11 protein-coding genes are annotated in these 13,850 nt (G+C 41.5%); 10 read left to right on the top strand and 1 reads right to left on the bottom strand.

Annotated features, from left to right (window positions below; translation table 11 throughout):
- On the bottom strand, nt 1–248 hold a 248-nt coding region (locus J7I93_RS10990), incomplete at its 3' end, for a hypothetical protein (RefSeq protein WP_214725907.1).
- A gap of 341 nt (nt 249–589) precedes the next feature.
- On the opposite strand from J7I93_RS10990, the gene spoVG reads away from it, so the two are divergent.
- The 10 genes from spoVG (at nt 590) to yabN (ending at nt 13,839) form a co-directional block, all read left to right on the top strand.
- Nucleotides 590–880 (top strand): septation regulator SpoVG, encoded by a 291-nt coding sequence (gene spoVG, locus J7I93_RS10995; RefSeq protein WP_009336662.1) that lies wholly within the window; start codon nt 590–592, stop codon nt 878–880.
- A gap of 415 nt (nt 881–1,295) precedes the next feature.
- Nucleotides 1,296–2,663 (top strand): bifunctional UDP-N-acetylglucosamine diphosphorylase/glucosamine-1-phosphate N-acetyltransferase GlmU, encoded by a 1,368-nt coding sequence (glmU, locus tag J7I93_RS11000; protein WP_214725908.1) that lies wholly within the window; start codon nt 1,296–1,298, stop codon nt 2,661–2,663.
- A 20-nt stretch (nt 2,664–2,683) separates the two neighbouring features.
- Nucleotides 2,684–3,640 (top strand): ribose-phosphate diphosphokinase, encoded by a 957-nt coding sequence (locus J7I93_RS11005; RefSeq protein WP_214725909.1) that lies wholly within the window; start codon nt 2,684–2,686, stop codon nt 3,638–3,640.
- 175 nt (nt 3,641–3,815) lie between these two features.
- Nucleotides 3,816–4,466: a 50S ribosomal protein L25/general stress protein Ctc gene (locus J7I93_RS11010; RefSeq protein WP_214725910.1), complete on the top strand. Its 651-nt coding sequence runs from the start codon at nt 3,816–3,818 to the stop codon at nt 4,464–4,466.
- A 230-nt stretch (nt 4,467–4,696) separates the two neighbouring features.
- Nucleotides 4,697–5,257 carry an aminoacyl-tRNA hydrolase gene (gene pth, locus J7I93_RS11015; protein ID WP_214725934.1) on the top strand — a complete coding sequence of 187 codons (561 nt, stop codon included), beginning with the start codon at nt 4,697–4,699 and terminating at the stop codon, nt 5,255–5,257.
- A gap of 130 nt (nt 5,258–5,387) precedes the next feature.
- Entirely contained in the window at nt 5,388–5,618 is a 231-nt protein-coding gene (fin, locus tag J7I93_RS11020) for an anti-sigma-F factor Fin (protein WP_214725911.1), read from the top strand.
- 366 nt (nt 5,619–5,984) lie between these two features.
- A complete protein-coding gene (mfd, locus tag J7I93_RS11025; protein ID WP_214725912.1) occupies nt 5,985–9,521 on the top strand; it encodes a transcription-repair coupling factor in 3,537 nt (1,178 codons plus the stop codon).
- Nucleotides 9,522–9,999: 478 nt separating this feature from the next.
- Nucleotides 10,000–10,536, top strand: coding sequence for a stage V sporulation protein T (gene spoVT / locus J7I93_RS11030; RefSeq protein WP_214725913.1), 537 nt, complete (start codon nt 10,000–10,002; stop codon nt 10,534–10,536).
- Between the two features lie 232 nt (nt 10,537–10,768).
- Entirely contained in the window at nt 10,769–12,376 is a 1,608-nt protein-coding gene (locus tag J7I93_RS11035) for a putative polysaccharide biosynthesis protein (protein ID WP_214725914.1), read from the top strand.
- A gap of 8 nt (nt 12,377–12,384) precedes the next feature.
- Nucleotides 12,385–13,839 (top strand): bifunctional methyltransferase/pyrophosphohydrolase YabN, encoded by a 1,455-nt coding sequence (gene yabN / locus J7I93_RS11040; RefSeq protein ID WP_214725915.1) that lies wholly within the window; start codon nt 12,385–12,387, stop codon nt 13,837–13,839.
- Nucleotides 13,840–13,850: the final 11 nt, after the last annotated feature.

The following is a 13,850-nucleotide window of genomic DNA, read 5'->3' on the forward strand; positions in this document are numbered from 1 at the left end:
TTCGTAAGAGCATCATTATTGATTGCTATTATAATTAATCTTTTTGTAGTTTTAACAGGAATACTCTTGTTCATCGTCCTAGAAAAATGTTTGGTGATTACATGCCATATACGTTCATCTTTATCCTTTTTAAAATAAGGCTCTTTTCGTATAGATTGTTGTTTTTGGACTATAAAGCTTGCCCGTTGATTTCCGCTCCAGTCACTTGCTTTCCGCGGGGAGGAACGGGAGCCTCCTCGGCGTTTCACGCCTGCGGGGTCTCCCGCTCCCTCTCTTCCCGCAGGAGTCAAGTGCCTTCCACTCCAATCAACTCAGTAATTAAAACTAGTTTGTAAGCAACAAACTTTGCGAAATCAGCTTTTCTAAAAGATTATTGTTTTTGAATAGTGGGATACTAGAAAACAGTTTTGTATTATCGGAAAAAAGAGGGATATATAAGAAGAGCTAAAGCTTTTGTCTGCTTTTTTTATACAAGCAAGCCCCATGAACAAAATATTCAAAAAATATTTTCCGATTAAGAAGGAGAATGAGGAAAAATGTTGAATTTATAAAATTAGGATTATATCTTCTGGAAAAGGTGGTGAACAGAATGGAAGTGACAGACGTTAGATTACGCCGCGTCAATACGGATGGACGAATGAGGGCTATTGCATCTATTACCCTGGATCATGAATTTGTTGTTCATGATATTCGTGTGATCGATGGAAACAATGGCTTATTTGTAGCTATGCCTAGCAAACGTACTCCGGACGGAGAGTTTAGAGATATTGCACATCCTATTAACTCAGGAACGCGCGGTAAAATCCAGGAGGCAGTATTAGCCGAGTACCACCGTTTAGGTGAATTAGAAGTTGAATTTGAAGAAGCCGGTGCTTCCTAAAAAAATAAAACAACAAGGGCCTACTTCATAAGTAAGGCTCTTTTTTATTTATTCAGCGTTTTTAGCTCTAAGCCTGCCAAATATTAAAGGTCTTAGGGCTTTTTTTTTGGAGTTGATAAAGCTTGGCTAGCACGTGACTCCCCGAAAATGTATTCACGTTCCTAAGTGGTGTTTCATTCTGAATGCTCGCCCAAACTCCAGCTGATACGAGCTTCTTGGTCGGTAATCAGCAGGCAAATATTACACCACTTTTATGTTATATTCTGTACCCTGACTTTTTGGCCTATAAACCATTTTTATAAAAATACCGTTTGCGGTAATGACAAATATTTGTACTTTGTTATCATTCCTTGAAATAAGAGCCCATTTAAGATATATTCTTAATGGATAAAAAGGTTATATTGGAGGCCTGTAAATGTCTAATCGATACGCGGTAATTTTAGCCGCAGGCCAGGGGACAAGAATGAAGTCGAAGCTTTATAAAGTCCTTCATCCTGTTTGCGGCAAACCGATGGTTCAACATGTTGTTGATCAAGTTTCAAAGCTTAATATAAAGGAAGTTGTCACCATCACTGGACATGGAGCAGAGATGGTTGAAGAACAGCTGGGTTCAAGCATCAAATATGCGCTTCAGGAGGAACAGCTTGGTACAGCACATGCCGTAATGCAGGCTCGTGAACTGCTAGAAGGCAAGGAAGGCATCACGATTGTTGTTTGTGGGGATACTCCGCTAATCAAGCATGAAACAATGGAAGCGCTTTTTAAGCATCATGAAGAACTATCTGCAAAAGCAACTATTTTAACTGCCCATGCTGAAAATCCATTAGGATATGGACGTGTAATCCGCAATGATGTGGGAATGGTTGAAAAGATCGTAGAACATAAAGATGCTTCCGAGCAAGAGCGGAAGATAAAAGAAATCAATACTGGAACTTACTGCTTTGATAACAAAGCTCTTTTTGAAGCCTTGAACAAGGTGACAAATGATAATGTCCAGGGCGAATATTACCTTCCGGATGTCATTGAAATCCTTAAAAGTGAGGGTGAGGTCGTTACGGCTTATCAAACTGCCGATTTTGAGGAGACTTTGGGTGTCAATGACCGGGTAGCTCTATCCCAGGCAGAAACTTTCATGAAAAAGCGGATAAATGAAGAACATATGCGTAATGGAGTTACAATCATTGATCCTTCAAACACATATATTGGTGCGGATGTTAAAATTGGTTCTGATACTGTGCTTTACCCTGGAACCATTTTATCCGGCAATACGCTGATTGGTTCCGATTGCGTAATTGGACCTCAAACGGAGATATCCGATTGCCAAATTGGGAATCAGACAGTAATCCGCCAATCTGCAGCGTATGACAGCCATATTGGCTCACAGGTGAATATCGGGCCATTTGCCCATATTCGTCCTCAATCTGATATTCATGATGAAGTGAAAATCGGCAACTTTGTTGAAGTGAAAAAGTCTGTTTTTGGTAAAGGCAGCAAGGCATCTCATCTAAGCTATATTGGCGATGCAGAGATTGGTAAGGATGTTAATTTGGGCTGCGGTTCAATTACTGTCAATTATGATGGGAAAAATAAATATCTGACCAAAATAGAAGATGGTGTGTTTATTGGCTGCAACTCCAATCTGGTTGCACCGGTAACCATTGGCGAAGGTGCCTATGTAGCAGCAGGATCAACTATTACAGAAGATGTGCCGGGTGAAGCCCTTTCCATTGCCCGTGCACGCCAGGTAAACAAGGAAAATTACACTCAAAAATTTAACAAGTAATAATGCGATGGAGGCCCAACATGTCTAACCAGTATTTAGATCCAAATTTAAAGTTGTTTACTTTAAACTCAAACCGGAAGCTAGCTGAAGAGATTGCAAATGTCATTGGTGTAGAGCTGGGGAAATGTTCTGTAACCCGCTTTAGTGATGGTGAAATCCAAATCAATATTGAAGAAAGTATCCGCGGATGCGATGTATACGTAATTCAATCTACAAGCTCTCCAGTTAATGAGCATTTAATGGAGCTTTTAATTATGATCGATGCGCTTAAACGTGCATCTGCAAAAACAATCAACATCGTTATGCCTTACTATGGCTATGCCCGTCAGGACCGTAAAGCGAGAGCACGAGAGCCGATTACAGCTAAGCTTGCAGCAAACTTGCTTGAAACAGCAGGTGCGACCCGCGTGATTACCCTTGACTTGCATGCACCGCAAATTCAAGGTTTCTTCGACATTCCGATTGATCATCTAATGGGTGTGCCGATCCTATCCGATTACTTTAAAAATAAAATCATGGATGGCGATATCGTAATCGTTTCTCCTGACCACGGCGGTGTAACACGTGCACGTAAAATGGCAGATCGCCTGAAGGCTCCAATTGCTATTATTGATAAACGCCGGCCGAAACCAAATGTTGCAGAAGTAATGAACATTGTAGGTAACATTGATGGGAAAATTGCCATCTTAATCGATGATATTATTGATACTGCCGGTACGATTACACTAGCTGCAAATGCCCTTGTAGAAAATGGTGCATCAGAAGTGTATGCATGCTGTACGCATCCAGTGTTATCGGGCCCTGCCATCGAAAGAATCGAAAACTCAACCATTAAAGAGCTGGTTGTGACAAACTCAATTACTCTTCCTGAAGAAAAGAAAACAGATAAGATTGTTGAACTATCAGTAGCACCGCTTATCGGAGAAGCTATTATCCGCGTTCATGAAGAGCAATCTGTCAGCACGCTGTTCGATTGATATTAAAATTAAATAAACAGACCAGGCTTGCTGAAAAGCAAGCCTGCTGTGCTATCATCAAATAAATAACCAAGCTTAAAAAACTAAAACGTTTAGACTTTCTCATTTTAGGGCATTTTTTTATATAGACAGTTAATGACTTTATAATTTTTAAAATGAGGAAGGGGACGTATTTATGACAGCTGTATTGCAAGCGAAAGAAAGAAAAGGAGCACGTAATTCCCATTTAACCGCATTGCGCGAGGAAGGCAATATTCCTGCTGTATTGTATGGATCCAAGCTTGAGAGTAAATCCATCTACTTAAGTGGAGCAGATTTCCTGAAAACTATTAAAGAGGTTGGCAGAAATGGTGTTTTCTCCTTGGACTTGGATGGGAATAAATTTGATGTAATGTTGGGTGACTATCAATCCAATCCTTTGAAAAATGAAATTGTCCATGCGGATTTCCTGGCTGTGGACATGAAGAAGGAAATCACTGCTGACGTACGGGTTGTGCTGGTTGGGGATGCACCAGGAGTAAAGGATGGAGGAGTAATGCAGCAGTCCATGCATGAGGTCTCTGTCACAGCTACTCCAAACAATATTCCTTCAGCTGTTGAAGTCGATGTTACCAATCTTCAGGTGAATGAGACTTTAACGGTTGCAGACATTAAGATTAATCGCGGTTATGAAATCAATAACGAGGAAGAGCAGGTTATTGCTTCAATTCTCCCTCCAAGACAGGAAGAAGAAATTAATAGCGGCGAAGAACAGGAAGCTGGAACACCTGAAAGCGAAGAAGGAAGAGAAACAACAGCAGATGAAGATAAAACAAGTGAGGAATAGGCTGAGCGAAGCCTTTTCAAACAGGGGCTGGCCCGATAGGCATCATATCGCCAGCCCCTGTTTTCTTGCATAGGTGCAGGATCGCGGGGTAATTAGCAACGCAAAAAATGTTTGTGGCACTTTCAGTAAAATTAAAAAGAATAAACAGTTGTCTAGCTCCGAGCACCATCGCTTTGGGGGCTTTTCGCCTAAAAGCAGTGCTCTGAGCTTTTCTATTATGGGGTGAAATGATGAAGCTGATTGTGGGGTTGGGGAATCCTGGCAAGCAATATGATAAAACGAGACATAATATTGGCTTTGATGTGATTAATGTCTTATCAGAACGGCTGAATATTCCTTTGAATCAAGCAAAATTGAAAGGATTATTTGGGACAGGCTATGTAAACGGAGAAAAGGTCTTTCTCCTCAAGCCTCTTACATATATGAATTTATCCGGTGAATCAATCCGGGCAGTTATGGATTATTTTGATATCAATGAGGAAGAGCTGGTTGTCATTTACGATGACCTGGACTTGCCAGTGGGCAAGATTCGTCTGCGGCAAAAAGGCAGCGCAGGCGGGCACAATGGCATTAAATCGACAATCGCCCATTTGGGGACACAGGAGTTTAACAGAATAAGGGTAGGCATCGATCGGCCTCCAAGCGGCATGAAGGTCCCTGATTATGTATTGGGGCGGTTCACAAAAGAGGAACAGGAAGTCATGGACGAAGTGGCTAAAAGATGTGCGGATGCTTGTGAAGAATGGTTCAAAAAACCATTTTTACAGGTAATGAACGATTTTAATCAATAAACTTCATATTTTCTTTATTTTTATCATAGAATAATGTTCATTAAACATCGTCTGCATTGGCTCAAATGAATAAGTTCCCGCTCAAAGGCTCATAATAGAATTATGGACAGTTTGACGGGGAGGGACAGGCATGGCTATTCATTATCATTGCCGTCATTGCGGAACAAAGATTGGTTCGATTGAGAATGACTCTGTTCATACAGAGCAACTTGGATTTCACAAATTAAATGATGAGGAACGCCAGGAAATGATCTCATATGACCAGTCCGGAGATTTAAATGTAAAAGCGATTTGCGAGGATTGCCAGGAATCACTTGAACGCAATCCTGATTACCATCAGCAGGACTTTATTATTCATTAACAAGCTTTGGAGACGATCCAAAGCATTTTTCTATTTCCACTTTGATGTCAGTCTTATCACCTGGGAGGTGATTCATCTTCCCCGGTGGATGGGCTGAATACTTGTATTTGTCATTATATTTATTTTATAAGAAAACTCTTACGTTCCCTGCAATATCAGGGCTTAATTGCGGATGTTTTTAATAGATACCCATTTATAGAGTGCTTGTTGCACAACGCGTTTTTTTAGTAAGATGATGATAACTAAGCGGCTGTGAACTGTCACGGCTTTTAAGAAGATACGAACGTAATACTATTTTAATTAGGCAGTTATCTAGCTTTGAGCGCGGAAAGAGGCGCTTGTGTTTTTCTATTAGGAGGGGCTTTCATGTTAGGTCTAAAACAGATTATAAGCCAGCAGGATGATGTAAGTTCCATTCTGTCTGGAATAGAGGAAGGGTTAAGGGAGCAGATGCTTGCGGGTTTATCTGGATCTGCACGCACGCTGTTTTTATCTTCCGTATATGAGCAATCCGGAAGGCCGATGCTGGTTGTAACCCATAATCTCCTGCAGGCCCAGAAATTATACGATGATATTGTGAGTCTGGCAGGAGATACAGATGTATTTTTATACCCTGCAAATGAACTCATTGCAGCTGAGATTGGAATTGCAAGCCCTGAATTGAAGGCCCAGCGGATCGAGGCTTTGAATTATTGGAGTAAAAATAAAAAAGGAATCATGATTGTCCCGATGGCCGGGTTAAGAAAGATTCTGCCGCCTCCATCCCATTGGAGTAAATATCAGCTATCATTGAAGGTTGGCGATGAACTGACTGAGGATCAATTAAAGAGTTTTATTCAAATGGGCTATGTTCGTTCGGAGATGGTTTCTTCACCAGGAGAATTTAGTGTCAGAGGCGGGATTATTGATATTTATCCTTTAACAGAGGCAGATCCGATCAGGATTGAGCTTTTTGATACAGAAGTGGATTCAATTCGTACATTTTCTTTGGAAGATCAGAGGTCAAAAGAAAAGTTAACCGAAATTACAATTGGCCCAGCAACTGAAATACCGCTTGATGCTGAGCATTTTAATAAATTAATTGAAAAGCTGGAAAGTGGCTTAGGTGCAAGCCTGAAAAAATTAAAGGACGATAAAGCAAAAACCCAGCTGGCACAGAATGTAGGCTATGAATTGGAAATGCTGAGAATGGGAAACAAGCCTGAACAGCTTTTCAAATACTTATCGTTTGTATTTGATGAAGGAAGTAGTTTAATAGACTACCTTCCTGCCAATGGGTTGATCTTCATAGATGAAATCAGTCGTGTACAGGAAATGAATGATTCCCTGGAGAAGGAAGAAGCGGAATGGTATACAAGTCTTTTAGGTGAAGGCCAGATTATCCATAATGTTAAGGTATCCCATAACTTAAAAGAATTTCTGCATCGTTCTCAGCAGCCGGTTACTTATATGTCCTTGTTCTTAAGGCATGTACCAAACACGAATCCGCAGAACATCATTAACATTTCCTGCAAGCAAATGCAGAATTTTCATGGCCAGATGCACGTTCTTAAAAGTGAAATGGAAAGATGGAAGAAAGGCAGGTATTCTGTCGTTTTCCTAGGGCCTGATGAAGAGCGTGTCAAAAAGCTTCAAAGAGTCCTTGAAGATTATGAAATTGATGCAGCTTTTGTTAGTGCCAATCAGCCTCTTTTACAGGGGAGAGTCCAAATTTTAGAGGGAAGCCTGCAAACAGGATTTGAGCTCCCGAGCCAAAAGCTTGCTGTTATTACGGAAGAAGAGCTATTTAATAAGCGCACAAAAAAGAAGGCGCGCAGGCAAAAGTTATCCAATGCGGAGAGAATTAAAAGCTATTCCGAGTTAAAAGTAGGCGACTATGTCGTGCATGTAAACCACGGTATAGGAAAGTATCTGGGAATTGAAACACTTGAAATTAACGGGGTCCATAAAGATTATCTTCATATACGTTACCAGGGAAGCGATAAGCTTTATGTCCCAGTTGAGCAAATTGACCTTGTCCAAAAATATGTTGGGTCAGAAGCAAAAGAGCCAAAGATTTATAAATTGGGCGGAAATGACTGGAAGAGGGTTAAGAAAAAGGTTCAGTCATCTGTACAGGATATTGCTGATGACCTGATCAAGCTCTATGCGGAACGTGAGGCATCAAAGGGTTATGCGTTTAATCCTGATGGAGATATGCAAAGGGAGTTTGAAGCAGCGTTCCCTTATCAGGAAACTGAGGACCAGGTTCGTTCCATCCATGAAATCAAGAAAGACATGGAGAGAGAACGCCCGATGGACCGCTTGCTATGCGGCGATGTGGGTTATGGTAAAACAGAAGTCGCCATTCGTGCTGCTTTTAAGGCGATTGCAGATGGGAAACAGGTTGCATTCCTTGTACCAACAACCATCCTTGCCCAGCAGCATTATGAAACAATGAGAGAGCGGTTCCAGGATTATCCGATTGAAATAGGGCTTTTAAGCAGATTCAGAACGAAAAAGCAGCAAACAGAAACCTTAAAAGGCTTAAAAGCAGGGACTATTGACGTAGTTGTCGGCACACATCGGATTTTGTCAAAAGATATTCAGTATAGAGATTTAGGCCTGCTCATTATAGATGAAGAGCAGCGCTTTGGTGTGACACATAAAGAGAAGATCAAGCAGCTTAAGACGAATGTGGATGTCCTTACTCTAACTGCAACGCCAATCCCTAGAACCCTACATATGTCAATGCTTGGAGTCCGAGACTTATCTGTCATCGAGACTCCGCCAGAAAACCGGTTCCCGGTCCAGACATACGTAATGGAATACAACGGTTCGTTAGTGCGTGAAGCGATAGAGAGGGAACTGGCCAGGGATGGGCAGGTCTATTTTCTATATAACCGTGTAGAGGATATAGAACGAAAAGCCGAGGAAATATCCATGTTAGTTCCAGATGCAAGGGTAACTTATGCCCATGGGAAAATGACGGAAAATGAGTTAGAATCTGTAATGTTAAGCTTCCTTGAAGGAGAGTCTGATGTTCTTGTCAGCACAACGATTATAGAAACAGGCGTTGATATTCCAAATGTCAACACGCTGATTGTTCATGATGCTGACAAAATGGGCCTTTCCCAGCTTTATCAGTTAAGGGGAAGGGTTGGCCGTTCCAACAGGGTTGCCTATGCGTATTTCACATATCGAAAAGATAAGGTATTAACCGAAGTAGCCGAAAAGAGACTTCAGGCAATAAAAGAATTTACGGAACTCGGATCAGGCTTTAAAATCGCGATGCGTGACTTATCGATCAGGGGTGCCGGTAATTTATTGGGTGCCGAACAGCATGGATTCATAGATTCAGTTGGTTTTGATTTGTATTCTCAAATGCTTAAAGAAGCGATCGAAGAAAGAAAACAGGATATTAGCGGTGAAGAAAAAGCGCCAAAAATCGAAATCGATCTGGATGTCGATGCATATATTCCCGACTTCTATCTGTCCGATGGCCATCAGAAAATCGAAATGTATAAACGGTTCCGTGGAATTTCGTCGCTCGAAGATGTGGAAGAGCTGCAGGAAGAGATGATCGACCGCTTTGGCGAGTATCCAGAAGAGGTGGCTTATTTATTCCAGATTGCCGAAATGAAGGTCTATGGAGAGCTTGCAGGCATTGAGACTGTAAAGCAATCGAAGAGTGAAGTGCTGATTCTCTTATCTGAAAAAGCCAGTGAAAATATTGACGGCCAAAAAATATTCAAGATCACAAGCAAGTACGGAAGAATGATTGGCCTTGGAATGGAAGGCAAGAAATTGAAGGCTGTCCTCCATATCAAGGGAATTAAAACAAATGAGTGGCTCAACATCGCGTACGAAGTGATAAAAGGAATGCATGACGCTAAAAAAGAGCAACAACATCCAACTGAGTAAAAATATGGAAATGTTTCTGTTAATTAAATGAAACAATAATAATGTTTATCTGATCCATTCAAGGGTAATTTTTAGTTGAGGGATCATTTGGAATGTTTAACCGTTTTTGGAATCTATAACATCTATGAGAAAAAGTTATTGCGCACGTATATAACTTTCCATATGAAAGATACTAAGTTCAAACATGGCGATGTATTCATTTTCTCCCAATATGAGTCAGAGCCAAAAGAGGAAAGAGTAAGTGCTGCGCTGAAGATAGAATTGTCTAGCTCCAGCGCCTAGCCCCTCGAGTCATAAGCCGAATCACTCCAGAACAGCATTTCCTGCGTGATTCGTCTTATGCTTGTCGGACTGGCACAGGATGTGCTGGCATCTGCGTTTGCCACAGGACGTGGCGGTTTTTAGCAGATGTTCATACATCTTGATGTGCGCTTCCGCTTTTCTAAAAAATCATCAGATGAAAGTGAGGCAACGTTGGATGAAAGCAACTGGTATAGTTCGTCGTATCGATGATTTGGGTCGTGTAGTAATCCCTAAAGAAATCCGCAGAACATTGCGTATACGTGAAGGGGACCCGCTGGAGATTTTCGTAGATCGTGATGGAGAAGTCATCTTAAAGAAGTATTCACCAATAAGTGAACTAAGCGATTTTGCAAAAGAATATGCAGAAGCATTATATGACAGCCTGGGAAATCCAGTGTTAATCTGTGACAGAGATACTTACATTGCTGTTGCAGGCGGTTCTAAAAAAGATTACTTAAACAAAAATATAAGCGATCTTGTTGAAAAAACAATGGAAGAGCGGACTTCGGTCCTTGTCAACCAGCCTGGCGATATCTCGCTTGTAGACGGAAACACAGAACCTTCCTCCGCTTATACAATTGGCCCTATCATCGCAAACGGAGACCCGATTGGCGCAGTCATTATTTTTGCTAAAGAAGATTCATTAGGCGATGTGGAACAAAAAGCAGTTGAAACAGCTGCAGGTTTCCTTGCCAGACAAATGGAATCATAAAAAAGAATACTTTATGAAAGGGGTAGCGTAACGCTGCCTTTTTTCTTTGTATACAGCAGAAGGAATACCCGCATAAAGCAGCGGTTTTCGCGCACAAATTAAAAGAACCCGCCTGCAAAGTTTACCGCTGACTGTAAACATTTCGTATTTTAAATTTAATGTGAAAGCAATCCGACGCATCAGCTCTGTTATGCTATAATACTTTCGAATTCATTTGGAAGGAGATGGGCAATTGAAGCCCGTTCATACATCAGGCGATTTATTTAAAGGAGCCTTTATCCTGACGGTCGCTGCACTTGTAATAAAAATTCTAAGCGCTATATATCGTGTACCTTTTCAAAACATTGTAGGGGATGTAGGTTTTTATATTTATCAGCAGGTATATCCCTTCTATGGGATTATTTTAGTATTATCTACATATGGATTTCCTGTTGTCATTTCCAAACTTTATGCCGAACAGGCTGCTTTAAAAAGGGAAAAAGATGTTCAAAATTTATTTGTGATTGCTGCTCTTGTCCTGACAATAATCGGATTTACTGGATTCTCCGTTCTTTACTGGGGAGCAGATTGGCTGGCTGCCGGGATGAACGACCCGCAGCTTGCTGTTTTGCTTAGGGTGGTAGCGGTTGTTTTTCTCATTTTTCCCATTGTCTCTATCCTAAGAGGTTACTTTCAGGGAAGAGGTAATATGGTTCCTACAGCGGTTTCACAGGTAGGGGAACAGCTTGTGAGAGTCGCAACCATTCTGCTTGCAGCCTTGCTGTTGGTACGGGAAGGACACTCCCTCTATATGGTGGGAGGAGGCGCCCTTTTCGGGGCAATAACCGGCGGGTTTACTGCCGCACTTATATTAATTACATTTTTTTATATAAAACAAAGAAGGAAACTTCCCTCTTTAATTGAAATTGATTTCAAAAAGAGCGGCAAAATTGCCAAGGTCCTGATCATTCAGGGGTTCGCGATTTGCATCAGCAGTCTCGTCCTCATTTTTATCCAGCTGGCGGATTCATTAAATCTGTACTCACTCCTGTTAGCCTCCGGTTATGAGAGTGAACAGGCGAAAGAGCTGAAAGGTGTATATGACCGTGGCCAGCCGATTGTGCAGCTGGGCACGGTCGTTGCAACGTCGATGTCTTTGTCGCTTGTGCCGCTTATCTCCAAAGAAAAAATGAAAAACCAGGCTGCTTTTCTGCATGATAAAATCAGACTTGCTCTCCAAATAGGCATTCTCGTCGGGGCTGCTGCAACGGTAGGGCTATGGAATATTATTGAGCCGGCGAATGTGATGCTTTTTGAAAATGTATCCGGGTCGGATGTCCTTTCAATTCTTAGTATTTTAATCTTTTTAAGTTCGGTTATTATAACCATTACAGCTATTCTGCAGGGATTGGGTTTTATCCTATTTCCGGCGGCTGTGATCCTTTTGGGCTTTGCTGTTAAGTGTGGATTGAACTTCCTATTAGTCCCATCCTATGGCACAATTGGGGCGGCAGCAGCATCCTGCCTTGCTCTTGCAGCGGTTCTGCTCTTTCTTATATTTAAGCTTCAGAGCTATTTAAAAATAGCGCTGCTTTCCAACCGCTTTTTATTTGTCATTGGTTTGGCTTCTGCCGTCATGGCACTTGTTTTACAGCTATACCTTCAGGCAACAGGTGTGTTCGCCGACTTTAAACATGACCGTCTTTATGCCGGTTTCCAGGCACTAAGTGCGGTGGCTATAGGAGGCTTCACTTATTTGTTTATTGTGCTTAAAGGCAATACTTTTAGAGAGGAAGAGCTCGCTCTGCTTCCGTTTGGCAGTAAACTAATGTTCTTGCTTCCTAAAAAAAATAGGAGATGAATAATTTTATGAAGAAAATAACGATTCTCGGGCTTGGAGCAGGAGATTTAGATCAGCTTTCTTTAGGTGTTTATAAAAAGCTTAAAAATTCAGAGTCCCTCTATTTACGAACGAAGGAACATCCTGTTCTCCGCGACCTCGAACAAGAAGGACTTCAGTATCAGTCTTTTGACAGTGTATATGAAAAGCACGATCATTTTGAGGAAGTGTATGAAGAAATATGCGAATCCCTGCTGGAAGCTGCTCTGGCAAATGATATTACATATGGAGTGCCTGGCCATCCGCTTGTGGCAGAAAGAACAGTTCAGCTTCTGATTGAGCAAGCGCCTAGTAAGGATATTGAGATAGAAATCGGAGGAGGACAGAGTTTCCTTGACCCTTTGTTTCAGGCTTTGAAAATCGATCCAATCGAAGGATTTCAACTCCTTGATGGAACCGATTTAAAAAGGGATGAAATAGAAGTTGCACAGCATGCCATTATAGGACAAGTGTATGACCAGTTTGTAGCCAGTGAAGTCAAGCTTACGCTAATGGAAAAGCTGCCTTATGACTACGAAGTATTGATCGTGACGGCTGCTGGCAGCAAAGAAGAGAAAATTAGAAAAGTCCCACTCCATGAGCTTGACCATGATATGGAGCTGAATAACTTAACCTCTGTATATGTGCCGCCAGTGAAGGATGAAACGATTTTATATAAGGATTTTTCAAAGCTTCGCAGCATTATTGCAGAGCTGCGCGGACCGAACGGCTGTCCATGGGATCTTAAGCAGACTCATATATCACTAAAAAAATATTTAATTGAAGAAGCATACGAACTGATCGAAGCGATTGATAATGAGGATAGTGACCATATGACTGAAGAGCTTGGAGATGTCCTTCTTCAGGTTATGCTGCACGCCCAGATTGGGGAGGATGAAGGCTATTTCACTATTGATGATGTCATTCAAGGACTTTCTGAGAAAATGGTGCGCCGCCATCCGCATGTATTTGGTAATGTACAGGCTGATAATGAGGAGGAAGTTCTGAAAAATTGGCAAAGCATCAAACAGGAAGAAAAAGGTGAGCAACAGAAATCCATCATGGATGCTGTACCCAAATCCTCTCCAAACCTAATGAGGGCTGAAGAAATTCAAAAAAAGGCGGCCAAAGTTGGTTTTGATTGGAAGGAAATCGAGCCTGCCTGGGAGAAAGTGAAGGAAGAGATTTCTGAATTCGAATCTGAAGCAAGGAATAAAAGCAGCCAGATGGAAGCGGAATTTGGCGATATTCTTTTTGCGCTGGTCAACATCGCCCGTTTCTATAAAATAGATGCGGAAGAAGCGACAAGAAAAACGAATGAAAAATTTATCCGCCGTTTTTCATATGTGGAAGAGCGGGTAAAGGAAAGCGGGAGAAACTTTGAAGACTATACGCTGGAGCAGCTTGATGAATATTGGAATGAAGCAAAAGCAAAAGGATACTAAAAAAGAGAAAC

Source organism: Bacillus sp. ISL-47 (assembly GCF_018613175.1).
In the GTDB taxonomy this organism is placed as follows: domain Bacteria; phylum Bacillota; class Bacilli; order Bacillales; family Cytobacillaceae; genus Cytobacillus.

Excerpts from the sequence above, each read along its gene's own strand:
- fin (WP_214725911.1), top strand. The coding sequence starts at position 5,388 with ATGGCTATTCATTATCATTGCCGTCATTGCGGAACAAAGATTGGTTCG.
- yabN (WP_214725915.1), top strand. The coding sequence starts at position 12,385 with ATGAAGAAAATAACGATTCTCGGGCTTGGAGCAGGAGATTTAGATCAG.
- J7I93_RS11010 (WP_214725910.1), top strand. The coding sequence starts at position 3,816 with ATGACAGCTGTATTGCAAGCGAAAGAAAGAAAAGGAGCACGTAATTCC.
- glmU (WP_214725908.1), top strand. The coding sequence starts at position 1,296 with ATGTCTAATCGATACGCGGTAATTTTAGCCGCAGGCCAGGGGACAAGA.
- pth (WP_214725934.1), top strand. The coding sequence starts at position 4,697 with ATGAAGCTGATTGTGGGGTTGGGGAATCCTGGCAAGCAATATGATAAA.
- spoVT (WP_214725913.1), top strand. The coding sequence starts at position 10,000 with ATGAAAGCAACTGGTATAGTTCGTCGTATCGATGATTTGGGTCGTGTA.
- spoVG (WP_009336662.1), top strand. The coding sequence starts at position 590 with ATGGAAGTGACAGACGTTAGATTACGCCGCGTCAATACGGATGGACGA.
- mfd (WP_214725912.1), top strand. The coding sequence starts at position 5,985 with ATGTTAGGTCTAAAACAGATTATAAGCCAGCAGGATGATGTAAGTTCC.
- J7I93_RS11005 (WP_214725909.1), top strand. The coding sequence starts at position 2,684 with ATGTCTAACCAGTATTTAGATCCAAATTTAAAGTTGTTTACTTTAAAC.